The organism is Rhodoferax koreense (genome assembly GCF_001955695.1).
GTDB classification, from domain to species: Bacteria; Pseudomonadota; Gammaproteobacteria; order Burkholderiales; family Burkholderiaceae_C; genus Rhodoferax_B; species Rhodoferax_B koreensis.
In genome coordinates this window covers 26,322-47,959 of record NZ_CP019236.1, presented here as the reverse complement: position 1 = coordinate 47,959, position 21,638 = coordinate 26,322, and the positions used below count along the sequence as shown (strand labels likewise).

Genomic DNA, 21,638 nt, shown 5'->3' with positions numbered 1-21,638 from the left:
CTTCGCCCATGACCGGTCTACCTTCCTACCTTTCCGCCTTCACCGCAGGGCTTGGCCTGTGTTTCGGCCTGATCGTCGCCATCGGCGCCCAGAATGCCTTCGTCCTGCGCCAGGGCTTGCGCCGTGAGCATCTGCTGCCGGTGGTGCTGTTCTGCTTCGGCGCCGACACCTTGCTGGTGCTGGCGGGTGTGGCCGGCATGGCGAGGGTACTGGCGAACCGGCCGACCCTGGCCATCACCCTCGCGGCGGGCGGTGCCGTGTTCCTGTTCGCCTACGCTGCCCTGGCCCTGCGCCGGGCTTGGCGCCCGCACGCACTGCAAGCGCAGGGCACGGCCGGTCTGCGCGCGCCCCTGAAGACGGTGATGCTGCAGCTGGCTGCTTTCACCCTGCTCAATCCCCACGTCTACCTCGATACCGTGGTGTTGATCGGGTCGGTGGGCGCGGCCCAGCCAGGCGCGGCGAAATGGTTCTTCGCGGCCGGCACGGCCCTGGCCAGCCTCGTCTGGTTCAGCGCCCTCGGCTTCGGCGCGAGGTTCCTGGCGCCCTGGCTGGCCCGGCCCGGCGCCTGGCGCTGGCTCGATGCAGGTGTGGGGCTGGTGATGGCGGTGCTGGGCGGCGTGGTCGCGCGACAGGCGTGGAGCTTGCTATCAAGTCAGTAGCTGACGGCGCCCGTATCGATTGTTCCGAAGCCGGATTTGATGCTGATTCTCAAGCGGCCTTTCCTTGCCCCAGCCGCGCCCCCATGAAATCCAGAAAACACGCGATACGCGCCGACAGCTGCGTGTTGCGGTAGTACACGGCGTGCACGGGTTGGCGCACGTCCAGCGTCTCGCGCGGCAGCACCTGGACCAGATCGCCGGCGGCGCGGTCGGCGTGGGTCATGAAGTCGGCCAGGCAGACGATGCCGGCGCCGGCCAGGGCCAGCTGGCGCAGGGTTTCCCCGCTGGAGGCCAGCAGCGAGGGGTTGATCTGCAATTCATTGCCGTCGGCGTCGCGCAGCGGCCAGCGGTTCAGCGAGGCCGGTTGTGTGAAGCCGAGCAAGCTGTGTTCGGCCACCAGCGCGGCCACGGTCCTGGGTCGGCCGTGGGCCTTGAGGTAGGCGGGGCTGGCCAGCACACGCAGGCCGTTGGTGCCCAGCGGGCGCGCATGCAGCGTTGAATCCTGCAGCGCGCCGATGCGGATGGCGATGTCGGTGCGGTGCTCGAGCAGGTCGATGATGGCATCGCTGCTGTTGAGCTCCAGTTCGATCGCCGGGTACAAGTTGCGGAACTCCGCTACCAGTGGCACCACCACGTGCAACATGTAGGGCACGGCGGCGTTCACGCGCAGCCGGCCGGCGGGTTGCTCGCGGCGCACGGCCATCTGCTCTTCGGCCTCGTCCACGGCCGCCAGGATCTTGCGTGCCTGGGCCAGGAAGATCCGGCCCTCTTCGGTCAGCTCAAGCCGGCGCGTGGTGCGCTGCAGCAGCGTGGTGGCGAGTTTGGCCTCTAGCCGGCCGAGCGCGCGGCTCACGCCCGAACTGGTCTGCCCGAGCTGGTCGGCAGCCGCCGTGATCGAGCCGGTGTCCACCACGGTGGTGTAGGCGCTGAGCTCCTCGAGTGTGGTTTTCATCGCTTGATTATTGACCAGTAGTCAAGAATCTTGTGCCGATCACCAGCTTTTTCTGCAAGAGCCAAAGCCTCAGACTCCAGCCATTCATCCACTGGAGTCCACCATGCCCCTTGCCTTGCTGGCGCTGACCATCAGCGCCTATGCCATCGGAACCACCGAATTCGTCATCGTCGGGCTGCTGCCCGTCATCGCCGCCGACTTGCAGGTGAGCCTGCCGTCGGCCGGCCTGCTGGTCAGCCTCTATGCCCTGGGCGTCGCCATCGGCGCGCCGGTGCTCACCGCGCTCACCGGCCGGTTGCCGCGAAAGGTGCTGCTGCTGAGCCTGATGGTGCTGTTCACCGCCGGCAACCTGCTGGCCTGGCAGGCGCCGGGGTATGCCTCGCTGGTCACGGCGCGCATCCTGACCGGCCTGGCGCACGGTGTGTTCTTCTCCATCGGCACCACCATCGCCACCAGCCTGGTGCCGCGCGAGAAGGCCGCGAGCGCGATCGCCATCATGTTCACCGGGCTGACCGTGGCGCTGGTCACCGGCGTGCCGCTGGGCACCTTCATCGGCCAGCATTTCGGCTGGCGCGAGACTTTCCTCGCCGTGTCGGCGCTGGGCCTGGTCGCGTTTTTCGGCAGCCTGGCGTTCGTGCCCTCCGGCATTCGCCACGCGGCGCCGGCTTCCTTGTTGCAGCAGGTGCGTGTGCTGGGCCAGCCGCGCCTGCTGCTGGTCTACGCCACGACGGCGCTCGGCTACGGTGGCTCGTTCATCGCCTTCACCTACCTTGCGCCGATCTTGCAGGACGTTTCGGGGTTCAGTGCCGGCACGGTGAGCTTGGTGCTGCTGGTCTACGGGGTCTCGGTGGCGGTGGGCAACATCTGGGGCGGCAAGCTCGCTGACAGACATGGGGCGATCCGCGCGCTGCAAGTGGTGTTCCTGGGCCTGGCCGCGGTACTGTTCGCGCTGACGTTCACCGCGCACAACCCGTGGTTGGCCGTGGCGACGGTGCTGCTGTGGGGCGCGGTGGCCTTCGGCAACGTGCCGGGCCTGCAGGTCTACGTGGTGCAGCAGGCCGAACGCGTGACGCCGCAGGCGGTGGATGTGGCCTCGGGGCTGAACATCGCGGCCTTCAACCTCGGCATTGCCGGCGGCGCGCTGGCCGGCGGCACGATCGTCGAAAAACTCGGCCTGATGCACACGCCGTGGATCGGCGCCATCGTGGTGCTCGGTGCGCTCGGCCTGACCACCTTCATGGGCCGTCTCGACCGCAGGCTGCCTGCCTCCCATCGACCCACCGCGATGCGCTCCCGCGCCGTCGCCCATTGATTCCTCCAACCCATCGGACCATGACCATGACCCTCCATACCAAACGCCTGGGCGCCGGCCCGGCCACCATCCCCTCGCTCGGCTTCGGCACCTTCCGCATGCCCGGTGCCGACGTGCTCGACATCCTGCCGCAAGCGCTTGCCATCGGCTACCGCCATGTCGACACCGCGCAGATCTACGGCAACGAGGCCGAGGTCGGCCAGGCCATCGAAGGCTCGAACGTGCCGCGCCAGGAGATCTTCCTCACCACCAAGGTCTGGGTCGATCACTACCGCACCGGTGACCTGCAGAAGTCTGTCGAGACCAGCCTGCAGAAGCTGCGCACCGACCACGTCGACCTGTTGCTGCTGCACTGGCCCAATCCGAAAGTGCCGTTCAACGAGACCATCCAGGCCTTGAACGCCGTGCAGCGCGCCGGCATGGCCCGCCACATCGGCGTGAGCAACCTCAACACCACGCAGATGGCCGAGGCGGCCCGCCTGAGCGCTGCCCCGCTGGTGACGAACCAGGTCGAGTACCACCCCTACCTGAACCAGGACCGGCTGCTGCAGGCCGCCCATGCCGCGAACATGACCGTCACCGCCTATTACGGGCTGGCCGACGGCACGGTGGTGAATGACCCCCTGCTGCGCGCCATCGGCGAACGCCACGGCAAATCGGCGGTGCAGGTCACGCTGCGCTGGCTGGTGCAGCAGCCCAGCGTGGTGGCCCTGACCAAGACCGTGCAGCCGGCGCGGGCCTTGTCCAACTTCGACATCTTCGACTTCGAACTGAGCGCCGACGAGATGGCGGCCGTGCATGCGCTGACCGCACGCCACCAACGCTTCGTGAGGCCCGACGGCCTCGCCCCCGAGTGGGACGCGGCCTGATCAGAGCGGCGCCGGCGCCGAGACCGGCGTGGCGGCCTGCTGCAGGAAATGTTCCAGCTGCGGCAGGGCCAGCGGCCGGCTGAAGAAATACCCCTGGTAGGCCAGACAGCCGTGGGCCAGCAGGAAGTCGCGCTGCTCGGCGCTTTCCACACCTTCGGCGATCACGTTCAGGCCGAGGCTCTGGCCCAGGCCGATGATGGTGCGCGCGATCACGGCATCGTTCGGGTCGGTCAGCACGTCGCGTACGAAGGACTGGTCGATCTTCAGCTGGTCCAGCGGGAGCCGGCGCAGATAGGCCAGCGACGAATAGCCGGTGCCGAAGTCGTCGAGCGAGAAACTCACGCCGTGCGCGCGCAGCACCATCATCTTGTCGATGATCAGCTCCATGTCGTCGACCAGCAGGCTTTCCGTGAGTTCGAGCTTGAGCCGGGACGGGTCGGCGCCGCTCCTGGCGAGCGTGTCGCACACCTGCTGCACGAAGTCCGCGTGCTTGAACTGGCGCGAACTGACGTTCACCGCCAGGCTCAGGTGTGCCGTGTGTTCGTCGCCCGCCCAGGAGGCCAGCAGCCCGCAGGCCTGCTGCAGCACCTGGCGGCCGATCTCCAGGATCAGCCCGGTCTCCTCGGCCACCGGGATGAACTCGGCCGGCGACACCGTGCCGCGCAGCGGGTGGTGCCAGCGCACCAATGCTTCTACGCCGGTGCACAGGCCCTGGGCGTCGATCTGCGGCTGGTAGTGCAGGAAGAACTCGTCCTGGGCCAGCGCAAGGCGCATGTCGGCTTCCAGCGAGGCTCGCGCCGTCACCGCGGCCTGCAGGCCGGGGTCGAAGAAGCGCACCGTGTTGCGGCCCGCGGCCTTGGCCTGGTACATGGCGATGTCGGCCTGCTTCAGCAACTCGCCGACGCTGTCCACCTGGCCGGTGAAACGCGTGATGCCGATGCTGCAGGTGCTCTGGTGTTCGTTGCCCTCGAGCTGGTAGGCCGCGCTCAGCGTCTGCAGGATCTTTTCGCCGATGGCCTTGGCCCGCACGCCGATCTCCTGCGTGTCCTCGCCGAGGTCTTCGAGGATCACCACGAATTCGTCGCCGCCGAGCCTTGCCACGGTATCCATCTGCCGCACGCAGGCGGCCAGGCGCCGCGCCACCTGCTGCAGCAACAGATCGCCGCGGTCGTGGCCCAGGGTGTCGTTGAGCGTCTTGAAGTTGTCCAGGTCGATGAACAGCAGGGCGCCACCACGGCCGTTGCGCGCGCAGCTGGACAGGGCGTGGCGCAGCCGGTCGGTCAACAGCTGGCGATTGGGCAGTTGCGTCAGTGCGTCGAAGAAGGCCAGCTTGTGGATTTCGTCCTCGGTGGCCTTGCGCTGGGTGATGTCGGTGTTGATGGCGAAGATCGAATGGGGCTGGTCGTTGGCGTCGCGCACCAGCGTCCAGCGCGCCTCCACCATCAACTCGCTGCCATCCTTGCGCACCTGGGCGATCTCGCCATGCCATTCCCCTTGTTCGATCACCGCTTGGTTGGCGAACTCGAAGCGGGATGGGTCGCCGTACAGCAGGTTCACCAGCGAGCGGCCCACGACCTCCTCGGCCGTCCAGCCGTACAGGCGCGCGGCGCTCTGGTTCCAGTACAGCACGCGGTGGTCGATGCCGCGCACGATGATCGCGTCCTGCGCCTTGTCGAGCAGCGAGGCCTGGTGACGGATCTGCGCGTCCGAATCCTGCCGATCGAGTTCCGCGGCGGCGCGTGCGGCGAAGATCTGCATCGTCGAAAAGATGAACTCCGAATGCTGCAGCGGCTCCTTGAACAGCACGAACAGCAGGCCCGCCGGTTCTCCGTTGCTGCTGTCCAGCCGGCGTCCCACGTAGGTGCGCGCGGTCAGTCCCGCGAGCGAAGGAATGCCGGCGAACATGCCGCACAGCTTCGGCGACACCATGCAGGTATCGACCTCGGCCAGGTTGTCGCACGGCGTGCCGGCCAAGGCGAACGCGAAGTTCGGCAGCGCCCGGCCTTCCAGCACCCCGGCCATGGTGTGCGCCATGCGCGGCGGTGCGGCGTCGGGCGTGGTGCCGGCCGAGTCCACTGCGGGCAGAGGCATCAGGCGCACGATGAAGCCCGCTTGCGCGCCGAGCGCCTCGGCCATGTTGCGCGCCAGCTGCTCGAAGAACGCGGTGCCGGTGCTGGCCGACACGCCGGCGGCCACCTTCATCACCGCGGCATGCAGCCGGCGCTGGCTCTCCTGGGCGCGCAGGTGCAGGATGCCGAAGGCCAGGTCGTTGGCGAGTTGCTGCAGCAGGCGCACCTCGTCGCTGCCGATCTTCACCACCTCGGGTGCGTACAGGTAGAACAGGCCGAAGGTGCGGCTGCCGTCGCGCAACGGCAGGCTGGCCGCGCCACGGAAGCCGCTTTGCAGGATCTGCGCGAGCCACGGGGCGAAAGAAGGGTCGCGGGCCACGTCTTCGACGATCACCGCCTCGCCGCTGCGGATGGTGCGCCCGGCGGGGCCCTGTCCGCTCGGCGTGTCGGCGTCCCAGGACAGCGGCTCGCCTTTCATCGAATCGGCACCCGTGCCGGCGTTCGCCACGGCCACGATGGAGCGCTCGGCATCGTCCTGCGCAAAGCCCACCCAGGCCATGCTGTAGCCACCGATCTGCACCGCGATGTTGCAGATCTCGGTGAGCAGCGCGCCTTCCGAGGCGGCGCGCACCAGGGCCTCGTTGCAGGCGCTGAGCAGATGCTGCGCGCGGCTGACGCGGGCCAGGTCGCGTTCGGCCCGGCGGCGTTGTGTCACGTCGTGCACCAGCACCAGCCGCGCGGCCTGGTTGTTGAAGCTGATGGCATCGGAGGAAATCTCCACATCGATGATGCTGCCGTCCTTCAACCGGTGCCGCCAGGGTACGGCCAGCACCTTTTCCTCTTTCGGCGTGTCGTTCCAGCGGGCCTCCAGGTCCTGGGCGCTGACGTCGATCCAGAGGTCGCGCACGTGCATCTGCAGGAATTCGGCCTCCGTGTAACCGTAGTGCACGATGGCCGCGCGGTTCACCGCGAGCAGTTTGCGGCTGTCGCGTGCCGCCACCCACATCGGATAGGGATTGTTCTCGAACAGCATGCGGTATTGCTGTTCGGAGGCGCGCAGCTGCTGGCCCATGCGATAGCGCTGGATGATGCCGCCCAGCGACTCGGCCAGCGTCGCCAGGCTGCTGCGTTCGCGCAGGCCGAAGGCGTCCACCTTTTTCGACTGCAGCTGCAGTACGCCGATGGCCTCATTGCCGACGCGCAGCGGCGTCGTCAGCAGGCTGTGCACTTCTGGCATGAGCCGGACCGCGAGCGGGCTCGCCAGCGGATGGGCCTCGATGTCGGGCGCGTAGACCGTCTCGTTGCGGCCCAGGGACAGGCCGGCCAAGCTCGTGTCCATGGCGAAGCGCATGCCCACGTGCACCGCGACCAGGCCGGCACCCGCGCGGCAGACCAGCTCGCCGTCTTCGGCCAGGTCGATGGCGCTGCCGTCGGCGCCCGTGAGCAGCAGCACCCGCTCGGTGATCAGCCCCATGACGGTTTCGAGGCCGACGTCCGGATCGAGCTGGACCTGAGCCAGCTCCTGCTGGATGTCGCGCACACGGCGCCAGGCTTCGGCATCGAGCGTGGCCGCGGTCTGCGCATTGCGTGCCTGGACCGCCTGCGCCTCGTGCCAGGCCAGTTGGCTGGCCACATGGGCGGCCAACTCGGTCAAGGCCTGCTGCTGAGTGGCACCCAGCAAGGTGCCGGCGGGTCCCATGACGACGAGAACACCGTTGGTGTCGGGCAATGGCCAGCCCGCGAGGAAGCCGTCCTCGGGCGAGGTTTCCTGGAGCGGCTGGCGCGTCAGCGCCACCCTGTCTTGTATGCGCATGGCAAGGCCCTCGGCCGCGTTGGGCAAGCCGAAGCACGCCACCAGGCATGGCCCGTCCTCATCGGCCAACAGCAGCGCCGCGGTGGGGCAACCACAAAGGGTGGCGGCCATGCGCACCAGTGGGTCGAGCCGGGCTGCCTCGTGGACAGCACAGTCATGCATCGGGGGCGAGCCTGGGCACGGCGCGCCAGATCGGCGCAGTCGCTAAGACAGGGGTGGACATGGAACGTTACAGAAGGCCTTTGGCTACGTATAGTTACACGTACGCTCCTTCCGCGTCAAGGCGAGGGCGCCAAACTGTGGCGTCCGCGCTTGGCCTCTGTCGATGTGGCCGGTCTTCGGTCGTCGACGGACTCAGCCTTCGATGGCGTCGTGGGTCGCGGCGCTGCCATGGCGCCAATAGCCGGCAGCCTTGGTCCATTTCGGCTCCGCGCCGCGCTCGCCGACCAGGTGGCTGCGCAAGGCCTTGGCCACGCCGGTTTCGGCGGCGACCCAGGCATGGAATTCCCCGGCAGGCAGCGTCAGGCCACGCAGGGCGGCCAGCAGGTGCTCGGTTTGGCCGGGTGCCGCACCGCGGCGATGCACCCAGTGCAGCGTGACATCCGCGGCGCTGTGCAGCGCGAGTTCGTCCTCGGGTGAATCGACTTCGGCCAACACCACGGCGCGGGCGCCAGCGGGCAGTTGTGCAAGGCGGCGCGCGATCGCCGGCAGCGCCGTGTCGTCGCCGATCAGCAGGTGCCAGTCGAACTCGACGGGCAGGATGAAAGAGCCGCGTGGACCTCCAACGCCGAGCCGTTGGCCGGGTCGGGCCTGCAACGCCCAGGTGGTGGCCGGTCCGGCATCGTGCACGGCAAAATCGATCGTCAGCGTCCGGGCCTGGATGTCGAAGTGCCTTGGCGTGTAGTCGCGCATCGTCGGACGCGGGCCGTCCAGCGCCTTCTCCGGGCCATTGGCGCCCAGCTGTGGCATGGCGATCTCGCCGGTCGCGGGGTCGGGAAAGAAGAGTTTCACATGGTCGTCGAAACCAGGGCTGTCGAAGCCTTTGAGATCGGCGCCGCCGAGCGTGACGCGCACCATGCCCGGCGTGAGGCGCTCGGCCCGCACGACCTCGACCAAGCGGAACCTGAGTTCGTGGCGCACGCGCCGCGGCGTACGGTCGGGAGGGGCGCTCGCTGCTGCACCTTCGGGTGCTCGGGCGGCGCTCACGGCAGCCTTTCGATGTTCTGCGCCGCGGTGTCGAGCACGGCGGCGAAAGCGTTGGCCTGGTCCTCGGTCAGCGGCGCCCGCCCGAGGCGCATGCGCACGGCGAGCTTGAAGTTCTCGAGCGCCCGCACCACCTGTGGCGGCCGGCCGTTGCCCGGGCTGCCGGCTTCGTTCATGCGTGCCAAAAGGGCGTCGGCCGCCTCGCGGTTGGCAGCCAGGAAATCGAGGCCTGCCGCCGTGGCGCTGTAGAGCTTGCGCCCGCCTTCGCTGTCGGCCACGGTGGCGTAGCCCAAGTCTTCGAGCAGGGTGAGCGTCGGATAGACCACGCCGGGACTCGGGGTGTAGGCGCCGTTGAGCCTTTCCTCGATGGCCTTGATCAGCTCGTACCCATGGCTGGGTTTGTCGGCGATGAGCTGCAGCAGCACCAGGCGCAGTCCACCGTGTCCGAAGACCCGGCCACCCCCACGGCCACCGCGGCCGCCCCGGTCGCCGGGTGCGCCGCCCAGGCCCGCGCCATGCGGCGCATGGCCGTGGTGCCTGCCCCGCGAAAAATGATCGAAGTCGTGCATTTCAGATCCTATTTAGATATGTCGATTTTAAGAAGATATATCTAAACTCGATCTAAAACAAGCGTCGGAGACTTGCCCCTTCCGTCCAAAGGGGCAAGAGGGCAATTCAGGCGTCGAGGCCTGCGATCACGGGCGATCTTTCGCGGATGAATGCGGCCAGGGCGGCTTCCGTCAGCGGCCGGCTGTAGAGGTAACCCTGGTAGGCATGGCAGCCGTGGCTGGACAGGAAATCGCGCTGCGCCTCGGTTTCCACGCCTTCGGCGATCACGTTCAGGCCCAGGCTCTGGCCGAGCGCAATGATGGTGCGGGCGATGGCCGAGTCGTTGGCATCGGTGAGCACGTCGCGCACGAAGGACTGGTCGATCTTGAGTTGGTCCAGCGGCAGCCGTTTCAGGTAGGACAGCGACGAATAGCCCGTGCCGAAATCGTCGAGCGAAAAACCGACGCCCTGGCGCTGCAACTCCGTCATCTTCTCGATGGTGACGTCCATGTCGTCGACCATCAGGCTTTCGGTGAGTTCCAGCTTCAGGCGATGCGGATTGGCGCCGGTGCTGCGCAGCACGTCGGTCACATGACCCACGAAATCGGGGTGGCGGAACTGGCGCGAGCTTACGTTCACGGCCATCGTGAGGTGCGCGGTCTCGGGCCGTCGCGCCCAGTCGGCCAGCAGGGTGCATGCGATCTGCAGCACCTTCTGGCCGATCTGCAGGATGATGCCGGTCTCCTCGGCCAGCGGGATGAATGCCGCGGGCGAGACCGGGCCGCGCTGCGGATGGGCCCAGCGGATCAGCGCTTCCACGCCCGAGATGTGTCCCCGCCCGTCGGACTGCGGCTGGTAGTGCAGCGTGAATTCGTCCTGCGCCAGCGCGGTGCGCAGATCGGCCTCGAGCGAGGCGCGCGCCGTCACCGCCGCCTGCAGCCCGGGGTCGAAGAAGCGCAACGTGTTGCGGCCCGCGGCCTTGGCCTGGTACATGGCGATATCGGCCTGTTTCAGCAGTTCGCCCATGCTGTCGTGGTGGTTGTTGAAGGGCGCGATGCCGATGCTGGCGGTGCTCTGGTGTTCGCCGTGGGCCAGCCGGTAGGGCGTGGCCAGCGTGGCCAGCACCTTTTCGCCGACCAGCTTGGCCTGGGTGGCGATCTCGGCCGCGCCCTGGCCCAGGTCTTCGAGCATCACCACGAATTCGTCGCCGCCGAGCCGGGCTACCGAGTCGGCCCCGCGCACGCAGGACGTCAGGCGCAGTGCCACCTGTTGCAGGAGCAGGTCGCCCTGGTCGTGACCGAGTGTGTCGTTCAAGGTCTTGAAGTTGTCCAGGTCGATGAACAGCAGCGCGCCGCCGCGACCGCTGCGTGCGCTGGCGGCGAGCGCTTGCTGCAGCCGGTCCATCAACAGGAGCCGGTTCGGCAACTGGGTCAGCGGGTCGTAGAACGCCAGCTTCTGGATCTCGCGCTCGGCCGTTTTCCGGGCGGTGATGTCGGTGTTGATCGCCAGCACCGAGACCGGCGAGCCAGCCGCATCGCGCACCAGGGTCCAGCGCGCCTCCACCGTCAGCAGGCTGCCGTCCTTGCGCATCTGGGTGATTTCGCCGCTCCACTCGCCGCTGGCCATGAGCTCGGCATGCGCCTGCTCGAACGCGCCCGGGTCCATGTGGGTGCGGTCCGCCAGCGCCTGGCCCAACGCCTCCTCCGAGGTCCAGCCGTACAGCCGCTCGGCGCTCTTGTTCCAGTACAGCACCCGGTGGTTCAGGCCGCGCACGATGATCGCGTCCTGCGCCTTGTCGAGCAGCGAAGCCTGGTCGAGGATGCGTGCGTCGGCCTCCTGCCGTTCGATTTCGGCGGCGGCGCGCGCGGCGAAGATCTGCAGCGTGGAGACCACGAAGTCCGGCCTGGTCAGCGGCGCGTCGAACATCACCGCGATCACACCGATCGGCTGCCCGGCGCTGTTGTCGAGTCGCCGGCCGGCATGGGCCCGCACAGGAAAGCCGGCCAGGGTGGAGGAGGTTGGCAGTCCGCCCACGGGAATGTCCGTCAACAGCCATTGACCTTGCGTCAGGTCTTCGCACGGCGTGCCGGACAGCGGGCAATCGAAGGGCGGCCGCGGGGCACCATTGACCACGGCCGACAGCACACGCAGGCTGGGCGGCGCAGATGCCTCGGCGGGCAGCAACTTGGCGATCGCACCGACTTGCGCCCCGAGGGCCTCGGCCATGTTGCGCGCCAGGTGTTCGAAGAAGGTGGAGCCGGTGCCGGCCGACACCGCCACAGCCACCTTCAGCACCGCAGCCTGCAGCCGGCGCTGCTCTTCCTGGGCGCGCAGGTTGGCGATGCCGAAAGCCAGGTCGTTGGCGAGTTCCTCGAGCAGGCGCACCTCGTCGGCACCGATCTGCAGCACCCGCGGTGCGTACAGGTAGAACAGCCCGAAGGTGCGGTCCGTGGGGCCGTTCGCCCCGCCGTCCGCCGTGCGCAGCGGCAGGCACACCACGCCGTGGAAGCCGCTGGCCAGCGCGCGCTGCACCCACGGCGCGAAGCTGTCGTCCTTGGAGATGTCTTCGACGATGACCATCTCGCCGCTGCGGATCGTGCGCCCGACCGGCCCCTGGCCGATGCGCACGTCGGGCGACCACGACAGCGGCAGGTCGTGCAGGTAGTCGGTGGCCTTGCCCCAGTGGGCCGCGATGGACACGCTCTTCTCGGCGTCGTCCTGCGCATAGCCGACCCAGGCCATGCGGTAGCCGCCGATGTCCACGGTGATGCGGCAGATTTCCTGCAGCAGGTCGGCCTCCGACGTGGCACGGATCAGGCTTTCGTTGCAGGCGCTGAGCATGCGCTGGGCGCGGCTCACGCTGGCCAGTTCACGCTCGGCGCGCAGCCGGTGCGTCACATCGTTGGCCATGGCCAGCCGCGCGGACTGGCCGTTGAAGACGATGCTGTTGCCCGAACTCTCCACGTCGATGAATTCGCCATTTTTCTTGCGGTGGCGCCGCTTCACGGCGTACTGCGGCCGGTTGTTCAGCACGGCGTCGCTGAGTTGCGCGAAGGCGGCCACGTCGTCCGGCGGCCAGATGTCGCTCAGCCGCATCGACAGGAACTCGGCCTCGCTGTAGCCGTAGTGGTCCATCGCCGCCTGGTTCACCGCGAGAAAGCGCCAGTGCTCCGCCTCATAGACCCACATCGGCATGGGGTTGTTGTTGAACAGCAGCCTGTACTGGCTTTCGGACTGACGCAACTGCTCGGCGATGCGGTGGCGCTGGATGATGGTGCCCAGCGAGGTCACCAGGATCTGCATGTTCACCACGTCGCGCTCTGTGAACGCCTGCGGTACATCGGACAGAACCTTGAGCACACCGATCATCTCGGCCCCGGAACGCAGCGGCGCGGCGATCACGGAACGCGCGCCGATGTGGTGCGAGGCGGCCCGGTTCACGCGCGCGTCGGTCTCCACGTCGTGGCTGATCAGCACATCGCCGCTCTTGAGTGCGCGGCCCGACAGGCTGTCGTCGAGCGGAAGCTGCACCCCGATCTGACGCGCCGTCTTGCCCGACGAGGCGCGGCACACCAGGTACGCGCCCTCGAGCAGTTCGATCAGCCCGCCGGTGGCGCCGGTCAGCATGCGTGCGCGCTCGGCGGTGAGCGTCATCACGGCCTGGAGGTCGAGGTCGAGCGCGGCGATCTCCTGCTGGATCTTGACGATGTTGGCCCGCGTCTCCGCGTCCAGCAGCGCCTCTTCCTCGGCCAGCCGCTCTTCACTCAGGTCGCTCATGCCGCCGACCATGCGCACCGCCGCACCGTGCGCATCGTGGATCACGAAGCCGCGATCGAGCACCTCGGCATACGAACCGTCCTGGCGGCGGAAGCGGTACTCCGCGCTCCAGTTCCGGCCACCGCCGTCGATGACTTCGTGGATGCTGTCGAGCACCCGTTGCCGGTCGGCAGGATGGAGACGCGACACCCAGGAGGCGCTGTCGGGTGCGGTACCTTCCGGCGCCACGCCGAAGAGGTGGTTCAGCCCCTCGTTCCACCACATCGCGTCGGTGCGGAGATCCCAGTCCCACACCGCGTCGGCCGTGGCCCGGCTCACGTACTTGAAACGCTCCTCGCTCAGGCGCAGATCTTCCTCGATCTGCTTGCGGTCGGAGATGTCCTGGAACGCGCCCTGCACGCGGCGCACCCGTGCCTCGCCGCCCGCGTCGCCCTCGGCAAAAACCGCGCGGCCCATCACCCGCACCCAGCGGCGCGCGCCGCGCGCGGTGACGATCTGCAGTTCCAGGTCGAACGGGGTGCCGCGCTGTGCGCATTCGCCGAAGGCCTCGCGGATCGCGGCGCGGTCATCGGGGGCATACAGCGCGAATGCCTCCTCGAGCGGCGGCGTGGTGCCCGGCGGCAGTTCGTGGATGACGGCCACCTCGTCCGACCAGGTCAGCTGGCCCCACGGCAGATCGACGATCCAGCCGCCGATGCGGGCCACCTGGCTTGCCACCTCCAGCGCCTCGGCATGCGCGGGCCGCACGCCAGCGGATGCGGGGCGCGGCAGGTCGTGTCCGTCGGTTTTAGCCAGGATGCCCAGCGTGCTGGGTTCCCGCTGGTTGCCGGCATCCGGGGCGGAGGTTTCGTCTTTCACCGCCGAACTTTAGCGTGAACCATGCGAAATTCCGGGATTGGACCGAAAAAGTCAACGATTGTGCAATCGATTTGTGTTGTTTGTGCGCGAGAGCAGCGTCGGTCCACCACCACGGATAATCCCCGTGCGGCCCATGCGGGCAAGGACTTCCAAGGATCGACGCCATGCCATCTCTTCCGCTGCTCTGGTCGGATGCCATCGGCTGGACCGGTGCCCATATCGTCGTGCCGGTGCTTGCCGCACTCCACATCGGTGCCGCCGCGGGCGACCCGCGCGAGGTTGCCGAATCGCTGCTGATCGCGGGTATTCAGTTGTTGCTGATCGCCGGCGTGATGCGGCCGCTGGAGGGCCTCTGGCCGGCCGAGCGCTGGCAGGACCGGCGCCTGACCACGGTGGACCGCCACTACACGCTGCTGATGCTGCTGGGCCTGTTTCCGCTGTTCAGCTTCCTGGTACTGATGCCTTTCGCACAGCTGCTCGGCGGCGGGCCGGCCGAGGACGAGCCGGGTGGGCTGCGTGCGTGGTTCCCCTGGTTCACCGGGCACCCGTTCGCGATGTTCTTCGTCTACTACGTGGTCTATGACCTCGCCTACTACTGGATGCATCGCGCCCAGCACGCCATTCCCTGGTGGTGGGCGCTGCACAGCATGCACCACAGCCAGCGCCAGATGAGTTGCTGGAGCAACGACCGCGGCAGCTACCTCGACGGCGTGCTGCAATCGTTCATCCTGGCCGGTGTCGGATTGGCCATGGGCGTGGACGCTTCTGAATTCGCGCTGCTGGTGCTGCTGAGCGAACTGATCCAGAACCTTTCCCACGCCAATGTCCGCCTTCAACTCGCCGCGATGGGACGCATCGGCGAACGCTGGCTGGTCGGGCCGCGCTTCCACCGGCTGCACCACATGCGCCGCGACCCCGAGCGGCCGACCCTGCACAACTGCAACTTCGGCCAGGTGCTGTCGGTATGGGACCGTTTGTTCGGCACCGCGCTGTATGGCGCCGCGCTGCGGCCGACCGGCGTCAGCGATCCGGTGGTCGACGCCGACAACGAGCGCGGCCTGGTCGCCATGCAGTGGCACGTACTCAAGCGCTTCTGGGGCGCGGTGCGCAGGCCGTCGGGCTGGCGGCTCGGCGACGTGTCGTTTGGCGGCCCGGGCTATGCGCCACTGCGCGACGATGAACCCGATCAGCACCGGCATGACGGCCGGCGATGATGGCGGGTGGACATCGCGTGCTTCACCGCGGTGGCCGCCGGACGCGCCACAGGCCCTCGATCGCCACCATGCACATGCAGAAGCCGGCCAGCAGCGCCACCGCGAAGAAGTAGTCGAGCGCGCCCATCAGCGTGGCCTCCTGGTTCACCCACAGGCCGAGCTGGGCCAGCGCCATGGCCGGCGCCCTGGCCGTGTCCTGTGCGGCCGCGAACCAGCGTGTCAACAGCGCCAGCGAAGGCTGCAGCGCGCCGTTGCTGGCCGACAGGCTTTCCGTGAGGTGGGCGTAGTGCAGGCTGCTGCGCCACTGCAGACACAAGGTGGCCAGCGCCGTGCCCGCGGCCACGCCGAACTGTCCCAGCATGCTCTTCACCTGGTTCGCATGCGAGAACGTGACCTCGTCGCGCTGCAACGTCTGGAAGGTCTGCATCGCCGTGGTGGACAGCGCCAGGATCACGAAGGCACCGTTGCACAGCAGCGCCGGCAGTACGCTGCGCCAGGGGTCGGCCGCCTCGCTGATGGACGACAGCCGCAGGCCACAGGCGAGCAGCGCGGCGAAGCCGGCCAGGTAATACCGCGTCGGCCCCGGGCTTTTCGGCATCAGCCGCGAGACCACGATCCAACTGGCCACACCGGCCAGGGCGCCGATGCCCATGTAACGGCCGATGACTTCGAGCGGCAGGCCCAGTGCGCGCTGCAGCAGCACCGGCAGCATGGTGTTGTTGGCGCCGAGCACCAGGTAACACAGGGCGAACATGCCCAAGCCGACGAGGTAACGACGCTGTGCCAGTGGCCGGAACGCGATGGGCGCGGCCGCATCGCGCCGGCTCAGCCACACGAACATCGCCAGCGCGATCAGCGCCAGCAAAGCGCCGGCCCATAGCAGGCGCGCGCCGTTGAAGAAGTCGTAGTTCGAGCGCTGCAGCACATGCAGCAGGGTGAAGCTGCCGCCGATCAACAGCAGCAGGCTACGAGGCAACGCCAGGTGCGGCTTGGCCTGGTCGTGCGGCGTGTTGTCCAGCGCCAGGCTGGCCAGCATGAAGATGATCGCCGCCGGCAGCAGCAGCGCGAAGAAACCGAGCCGCCAGCTGTGCGAGGCGAGCGCCGCCGCGGCCAGCCACGGCCCGGCCACGCCGCCCCAGGCCAGGCCCGACGCGAAGAACTTGATGCCGGTGAAACGCCTGGGCGACAGCGGGATGTGGTTCACCAGCACCCGGCCCGCGGTCAGGAACGAGGCGCAACCCAGCGCCATCAACACCCGGCCGAGCGCAAACAGCGGCAGGCCCTGGCTCAAGCCGCAGACCACGGCGCCGCTGGCGAAGAACAGGCTCGCACCCTGCACCATTCGGCGCCAGCCGAGCCGATCCAGCAACTGCCGGTGCACGGCGATCACGGCGATCGCCACCACCGCGTACAGCGTGGCCACGCTGCTGTATTCCTCGGGGCTGGCGGCGATGTCGCCCATCACCGGCGCGGCGCTGAAGGCGACGATGCCGGTCTGCAGGAAGTCGCTGAACGGCAGGCTGCCGATCAGCAGATAGAGCAGGTACGGCCCGCGTGGCCCGCGGCTGGCGGTGGTTGGTGTCGGCATCGCGGTCTCGCTGCTTATTCGGCCAGCGGCTGCTTGACCTGGCCGCCTTCGTCCATCAGCAGCCAGACCAGCAGCCTGGCCGGCCGTGTCTGGCTGGCGTTGCGCGAAACGCGGTGCGGCGCATGCGGTGTCTCGACCCAGGACTGGCCTGCGTGGAAGGTCGTGGCCGGCTGGTCGCCGACCTGCGAGACCACGCTGCCTTCGAGCACATAGGCCATCACCGTGCCGCCATGCTGGTGCGGCGTGCTGGCCTGACCGGGCTGGTAAGCGACCACGGCCATGACCGCCTGCTTGCCGGGCAGCTCGCGCAGCAATTCGTGCTGCAGCGGGGTCACGGTTTCTTCGCCGGCCCCGTGTGCCGCAGCCACGCCGGCCAACGTCAGCAGGGCGGAGAACAACACCGGCGCGAAAGACGTTCGGATTTTCATCGTGGCTCCTTATGCGGGCATCTTGCGGAACGCGACCGACAGCCGGTTCCACACGTTGATCAGGCCGATGGCCAGCGTCAGGTTCACGCGTTCGGCTTCCGTGAAATGTTCGGCGAGGTCGGCGTAGTCGGCGTCCGGCGCATGCGTGTCGGCGATGCGGGTCAGGGCTTCGGTCCAGGCCAGTGCGGCGCGTTCGCGCGGCGTGAAGAACGGCGTCTCGCGCCACACCGTCACGGCGTTGAGGCGGCGTTCGGTTTCACCCTTCTTGCGCGCGTCGCTGCTGTGCAGGTCGACACAGAATGCGCAGCCGTTGATCTGCGAGGCGCGCAACCGCACCAGCTCCTGCAGCGCGGGTTCGATGCCGAGTTTGGAAACGGCCGTTTCCAGTGCCACCAGCGCCTTGATGGCATCGGGCGAGGTTTTGTACATGTCGAGACGTTGTTCCATGATGATCTCCAGCTGTGTTGAGGTAGGTCTATGCTAGGTAGCCAATGGCATCCCATCGGCGGCCAATTCGAGGCATTTCGAGGAGACCAATTCATGGAATTGCACGTCGTCATCGAAGGTGACAAGGACCTCACGGGGCAACTGGTGCGGCAGTTGCGCGAGGCCGTGCGCGCCGGCCGGCTCGCGCCAGGCGCGAAGCTGCCACCGTCGCGCCTGCTGGCCGAGCAGCTCGGCCTGTCGCGCAAGACGGTGAACGAGGCCTATGCGCGGCTCACCTACGACCGTGTGCTGATCGGCCGTGTCGGCAGCGGCACCTTCGTTGCCGGCAAGGCGGTGCCGCAGGCGCCCGCGCCGCAACGTTCCGATTTCGCCGGTGCCGACATGCTGGCGCGCTGGCGTGGTCTGCACACGCCGCTGCGGCATGCGCCGCACGAGGGCGGTTCGCGCTTCGAATACATCGGCGGCGCGCCCGACCGCAAGCTGTTTCCGCAGGCCGAATGGCGCCGCTGCGTGATGCAGGCGCTGCGCGAGAGCAGCCGTTCACGCGGCCTGTATGGCCCGACCGAAGGCCTGCCGGCTTTGCGCGAAGCCATCGCCCGCCACGTGGCGTTCTCGCGCGGCGTGCGTTGCGGCGCGGCCGACATCATCGTCACCAACGGTGCGCAGCAGGCCTTCGACCTGGTGGCGCGCGTGCTGGTGGCGCCGGGCGCCACCGTGGCCGTGGAGGAGCCGGGCTATCCGCCCGTGCGGGCGCTGTTCGAGGGCCTGGGTGCACACGTGGTCGGCGTGCCTGTGGATGGCGAGGGCCTGCAGGCGGAGCGGATTCCCGACGGCACCTGCCTCATCTACGTCACACCCGCGCACCACTTCCCGCTCGGCATGCCGATGAGCACACGCCGCCGCGAGGCTTTGCTGGCGCGCGCCGAGGCGCTCGGCGCGCTGGTGGTGGAGGACGACTACGACAGCGAATTCCGCTACGAGGGCCGGCCCAACGATGCCTTGCAAAGCCTGGACCGGCACGGCCGCGTGGCCTTCGTCGGCAGCTTCTCCAAGACGATTTCGCCCGAGCTGCGCCTCGGCTACCTGATCGCGCCGCCGGCCATCAACGAAGCCGTGGCTGCGGCCAAACATCTGGTCGACTGGCACACCGCTTTGCCGGCGCAGGCCGCGCTGGCCAAGTTCATCGACGAGGGTGAATTGCTCAAACACATCCGCCGCTGCCATGCGGTGTACGCGGCGCGCCGCGAGCGGCTGATGCAGCGTTTCGCCGCCGACCTCGCACCCTGGCTCGAACTGGTGCCGACCCAGGCCGGCTTCCACATGGCCGCACTCGCGCGTCGCACACTCGACATGGACATGCTGCTCAAACTCACGCGGCGCGTCGACGTGGGGCTGTACAGCATCGATGGCTTCTACCATTTCTCGCCACCGCGCCAGGGCCTGATGTTGGGCTTCGGCGTGATCGCCACCGAGGACATCGACACCTCGCTGGACCGCCTGCGCGACATTCTGCAGCAGATGGGCTGAAAGCTACCGCGGGGATTTGCCGCGCCGCGCGCGCACGGCCTCGGCCAGGCCCTGCAGCACGGGCAGGGTCTGGGCCATGCTGATGCAGGCGTCGGTGACCGAAACGCCGCGTTTCAGCGGCTGGCCGGGCACGATGTCCTGCCGCCCTTCCTCGAGATGGCTCTCGATCATCAGGCCGACGATGCGCCGGTCGCCCGCGGCGATCTGCGCGGCCACGTCGGCGGCCACCTCGATCTGGCGGCGGTGCTGCTTGCTGCTGTTGGCATGCGACACGTCGATCATCACCTGCGGGCGCAGGCCTGCGCCCTGCAGCAGTGCGCAGGTGGCATCCACGTCCGCAGCCGCGTAGTTGGGCTGCTTGCCGCCGCGCAGGATCACATGGCAGTCGTCGTTGCCACGTGTCTCGAAGATCGCCGCCTGCCCCATCTTGGTCATGCCCATGAAGGCGTGTTCGGCCTGCGCGGCCAGCATCGCGTCGCTGGCCACTTTCACCCCGCCGTCGGTGCCGTTCTTGAAGCCCACCGGGCAGCTCAGGCCGCTGGCGAGCTGGCGATGGCTCTGGCTTTCGGTGGTGCGCGCGCCGATCGCGCCCCAGCTCACCAAATCACTGATGAACTGCGGCGACAGCAGGTCGAGGAATTCCGTGCCCACCGGCAGGCCCAGCGCCAGCAAGTCGAGCAGCAGCTGGCGTGCGCGCTCCAGGCCTTCGTTGATGGCGAAGCTGCCGTCCAGGCGCGGGTCGTTGATGTAGCCCTTCCAGCCCACCGTGGTGCGGGGTTTCTCGAAGTAAACGCGCATCACGATCAGCAGCTCGTCCCGCAAGGCGTCGGCCTGCACCTTCAGCTGCCGTGCGTAGTCGAGCGCCTGGTCGTGGTCGTGGATCGAGCACGGCCCGACCACCACCACCAGCCGATCATCGCCACCGTGCAGCACCCGCGAGATGGCGCCGCGGCTGACCTCCACCAGGGCCTCTGCGGCCTCGGGCGCGGGCAGCCATTCCTGCAGCAGGGCAGGGGTGATCAGCGGGCGCACGGCCTTGATGCGGGTGTCGTCGATGCGCGTCGTGTCATGGGTGCGCGGCGCGGCCGCAGCGGCGGGATGGGCGTGGGTGGGCATGGCGGGGCCTCTTCTCTTGTTTTGTGTACGACTTCTCGTTGGGACGAGGATGGTACTGCGACGCGCGCGGCGCCTCAATCCAGTTGAACGAGGGTCAGGCGGTGGCGGGCTCGGCGTGGCGCGCCAGCAGCGCCGCCACCGCCGGCTTGGCGCAGCGCTGCAGCGCCATCAGCAGCGTGTGCTCGGGGCAGGCCACGCGCCAGCGCTGGCGCAGGTCGTGCTGCATGTGGGCCAGCAGCGCGGCCGCCATCTCGGCGTCGGCCAGCGCGCGGTGGGCCTGACCGAAGCGCGGCAGCCGGTGGAAATCGACAAGCGAGCCGAGCTTGTGGTTCGGCGCGTGCGGATACAGGCGGCGCGACAGCAGCACCGTGCAGGCGAAGGGCTGGGCCGCCTGCACTTCGGCCCGGGCGAGTTCGGCCTGCCAGAACTTGCGGTCGAACGCGGCGTTGTGCGCCACCATGGGCAGGTCGCCGACGAAGCGCGCGGCGTCCGCCATCACCCGCTCGGCCGGCGGCGCGGCGGCCACCATGGCATTGGTGATGCCGGTGAGCTGCGTGATGAAGTGCGGCACATGCACACCGGCGTTCATCAGGCTCTGGAAACGATCCACCACGCGCCCGCCTTCGAGCAGCACGATGGCCACTTCGGTGGCGCGCGCGCCCTGGCCCGGCGAAATGCCGGTGGTCTCGAAGTCGATGACGGCGATGGGCGACAAGATGGTCAGCGCTTGGCGACGAGGCGGCAGGCCGCCTGGATGATGCGCTGCGTGGGATTGGGCGTCATGTCGCGGAACGCCATCATGCGCGGCGTGCCCGTGGAGTAGTCCACCGTCTTGTCCGGCTCCCCCGGCCATAGCGGTTGCCCGTGGTAGCTCAGGCTCAGGTAACGCGCCTGGTTCCTGTCGCACTCGAAGGCCACGTTCGAGGTGTACGAACGGTAGGGCACGCCGTCCCAGCTGCTGCGCGCGGTTGAGCGGCTCACGCGCACGCGCATGGTGCGGGGATTGCCGTCGTGGTCCACAGGATCGACCTGCACGGTGTCGACGTTCGGGTCTTCCGGGTCGCCCACCACGGTGAACCAGGTGGTGCGCGAGGTGCTGACCGGTGCCGGGCTCTGGGCCTGGGCTGCGGTCCCGGTGAGTGCCGCCAGCAGCAGCGTGGTTTTCAGCATCTTCATTTCAGGGCATTTTAGCGCCCTCGTCCACTGAGGACTGACGCGGACAGCTATCAATACAAGAGCTAAAAAAAGGAGCCAGGG

The 21,638-nt window shown here is 68.3% G+C and carries 16 protein-coding genes; 5 read left to right on the top strand and 11 right to left on the bottom strand.

Annotated features, from left to right (window positions below):
* Positions 1–8: 8 nt before the first annotated feature.
* On the top strand, positions 9–659 hold the full coding sequence (locus RD110_RS00210; RefSeq protein WP_076195584.1) for a LysE/ArgO family amino acid transporter: 651 nt from the start codon (positions 9–11) through the stop codon (positions 657–659).
* A 49-nt stretch (positions 660–708) separates the two neighbouring features.
* On the opposite strand, the gene RD110_RS00205 is transcribed toward RD110_RS00210, so the two are convergent.
* Complete coding sequence (locus tag RD110_RS00205) at positions 709–1,611, bottom strand: LysR family transcriptional regulator (protein ID WP_076195582.1); 903 nt, start codon at positions 1,609–1,611, stop codon at positions 709–711.
* 103 nt (positions 1,612–1,714) lie between these two features.
* Between RD110_RS00205 and RD110_RS00200 the strand changes: the two genes are divergently transcribed.
* Both RD110_RS00200 and RD110_RS00195 read left to right on the top strand, forming a co-directional pair.
* Entirely contained in the window at positions 1,715–2,923 is a 1,209-nt protein-coding gene (locus RD110_RS00200; protein WP_076195580.1) for an MFS transporter, read from the top strand.
* 26 nt (positions 2,924–2,949) lie between these two features.
* A complete protein-coding gene (locus RD110_RS00195) occupies positions 2,950–3,792 on the top strand; it encodes an aldo/keto reductase (RefSeq protein ID WP_076204114.1) in 843 nt (280 codons plus the stop codon).
* Here RD110_RS00195 and RD110_RS00190 read toward each other — a convergent pair whose 3' ends face one another.
* From RD110_RS00190 to RD110_RS00175, 4 genes are all read right to left on the bottom strand, one after another.
* A complete protein-coding gene (locus tag RD110_RS00190) occupies positions 3,793–7,836 on the bottom strand; it encodes an EAL domain-containing protein (protein ID WP_157900013.1) in 4,044 nt (1,347 codons plus the stop codon).
* A 192-nt stretch (positions 7,837–8,028) separates the two neighbouring features.
* Positions 8,029–8,880 (bottom strand): siderophore-interacting protein, encoded by an 852-nt coding sequence (locus RD110_RS00185; protein WP_076195578.1) that lies wholly within the window; start codon positions 8,878–8,880, stop codon positions 8,029–8,031.
* Complete coding sequence (locus tag RD110_RS00180; RefSeq protein ID WP_076195576.1) at positions 8,877–9,446, bottom strand: PadR family transcriptional regulator; 570 nt, start codon at positions 9,444–9,446, stop codon at positions 8,877–8,879. The genes RD110_RS00185 and RD110_RS00180 overlap by 4 nt, the downstream gene beginning before the upstream one ends.
* A 106-nt stretch (positions 9,447–9,552) precedes the next feature.
* Positions 9,553–14,061 carry an EAL domain-containing protein gene (locus tag RD110_RS00175; protein ID WP_076195574.1) on the bottom strand — a complete coding sequence of 1,503 codons (4,509 nt, stop codon included), beginning with the start codon at positions 14,059–14,061 and terminating at the stop codon, positions 9,553–9,555.
* A gap of 164 nt (positions 14,062–14,225) precedes the next feature.
* Between RD110_RS00175 and RD110_RS00170 the strand changes: the two genes are divergently transcribed.
* Positions 14,226–15,275, top strand: a complete 1,050-nt coding sequence (locus RD110_RS00170) for a sterol desaturase family protein (RefSeq protein ID WP_076195572.1) — start codon at positions 14,226–14,228, stop codon at positions 15,273–15,275.
* 22 nt (positions 15,276–15,297) lie between these two features.
* Here RD110_RS00170 and RD110_RS00165 read toward each other — a convergent pair whose 3' ends face one another.
* From RD110_RS00165 to RD110_RS00155, 3 genes are read right to left on the bottom strand one after another with little or no spacing between them, the layout of a single operon-like run.
* Positions 15,298–16,863, bottom strand: coding sequence for an MFS transporter (locus RD110_RS00165; RefSeq protein ID WP_076195570.1), 1,566 nt, complete (start codon positions 16,861–16,863; stop codon positions 15,298–15,300).
* A gap of 14 nt (positions 16,864–16,877) precedes the next feature.
* Positions 16,878–17,291 (bottom strand): cupin domain-containing protein, encoded by a 414-nt coding sequence (locus RD110_RS00160; protein WP_076195568.1) that lies wholly within the window; start codon positions 17,289–17,291, stop codon positions 16,878–16,880.
* 9 nt (positions 17,292–17,300) lie between these two features.
* Entirely contained in the window at positions 17,301–17,738 is a 438-nt protein-coding gene (locus RD110_RS00155; protein WP_076195566.1) for a carboxymuconolactone decarboxylase family protein, read from the bottom strand.
* A 93-nt stretch (positions 17,739–17,831) separates the two neighbouring features.
* Here RD110_RS00155 and pdxR point away from each other — a divergent pair, with 93 nt between their 5' ends.
* Positions 17,832–19,265, top strand: a complete 1,434-nt coding sequence (gene pdxR / locus RD110_RS00150; protein ID WP_076195564.1) for a MocR-like pyridoxine biosynthesis transcription factor PdxR — start codon at positions 17,832–17,834, stop codon at positions 19,263–19,265.
* 3 nt (positions 19,266–19,268) lie between these two features.
* On the opposite strand, the gene RD110_RS00145 is transcribed toward pdxR, so the two are convergent.
* From RD110_RS00145 to RD110_RS00135, 3 genes are all read right to left on the bottom strand, one after another.
* Complete coding sequence (locus RD110_RS00145) at positions 19,269–20,381, bottom strand: 3-deoxy-7-phosphoheptulonate synthase (RefSeq protein WP_076195562.1); 1,113 nt, start codon at positions 20,379–20,381, stop codon at positions 19,269–19,271.
* Positions 20,382–20,475: 94 nt separating this feature from the next.
* Positions 20,476–21,096: a 3'-5' exonuclease gene (locus RD110_RS00140; protein ID WP_076195560.1), complete on the bottom strand. Its 621-nt coding sequence runs from the start codon at positions 21,094–21,096 to the stop codon at positions 20,476–20,478.
* A 5-nt stretch (positions 21,097–21,101) separates the two neighbouring features.
* Positions 21,102–21,557 (bottom strand): surface-adhesin E family protein, encoded by a 456-nt coding sequence (locus tag RD110_RS00135; RefSeq protein ID WP_239467140.1) that lies wholly within the window; start codon positions 21,555–21,557, stop codon positions 21,102–21,104.
* Positions 21,558–21,638: the final 81 nt, after the last annotated feature.

Coding starts and splice junctions, on each gene's coding strand:
- RD110_RS00165 (WP_076195570.1), bottom strand. CDS start 16,863: ATGCCGACACCAACCACCGCCAGCCGCGGGCCACGCGGGCCGTACCTG.
- RD110_RS00160 (WP_076195568.1), bottom strand. CDS start 17,291: ATGAAAATCCGAACGTCTTTCGCGCCGGTGTTGTTCTCCGCCCTGCTG.
- RD110_RS00205 (WP_076195582.1), bottom strand. CDS start 1,611: ATGAAAACCACACTCGAGGAGCTCAGCGCCTACACCACCGTGGTGGAC.
- RD110_RS00190 (WP_157900013.1), bottom strand. CDS start 7,836: ATGCATGACTGTGCTGTCCACGAGGCAGCCCGGCTCGACCCACTGGTG.
- RD110_RS00210 (WP_076195584.1), top strand. CDS start 9: ATGACCGGTCTACCTTCCTACCTTTCCGCCTTCACCGCAGGGCTTGGC.
- RD110_RS00195 (WP_076204114.1), top strand. CDS start 2,950: ATGACCCTCCATACCAAACGCCTGGGCGCCGGCCCGGCCACCATCCCC.
- RD110_RS00170 (WP_076195572.1), top strand. CDS start 14,226: ATGCCATCTCTTCCGCTGCTCTGGTCGGATGCCATCGGCTGGACCGGT.
- RD110_RS00180 (WP_076195576.1), bottom strand. CDS start 9,446: ATGCACGACTTCGATCATTTTTCGCGGGGCAGGCACCACGGCCATGCG.
- RD110_RS00135 (WP_239467140.1), bottom strand. CDS start 21,557: ATGAAGATGCTGAAAACCACGCTGCTGCTGGCGGCACTCACCGGGACC.
- RD110_RS00200 (WP_076195580.1), top strand. CDS start 1,715: ATGCCCCTTGCCTTGCTGGCGCTGACCATCAGCGCCTATGCCATCGGA.
- pdxR (WP_076195564.1), top strand. CDS start 17,832: ATGGAATTGCACGTCGTCATCGAAGGTGACAAGGACCTCACGGGGCAA.
- RD110_RS00155 (WP_076195566.1), bottom strand. CDS start 17,738: ATGGAACAACGTCTCGACATGTACAAAACCTCGCCCGATGCCATCAAG.
- RD110_RS00145 (WP_076195562.1), bottom strand. CDS start 20,381: ATGCCCACCCACGCCCATCCCGCCGCTGCGGCCGCGCCGCGCACCCAT.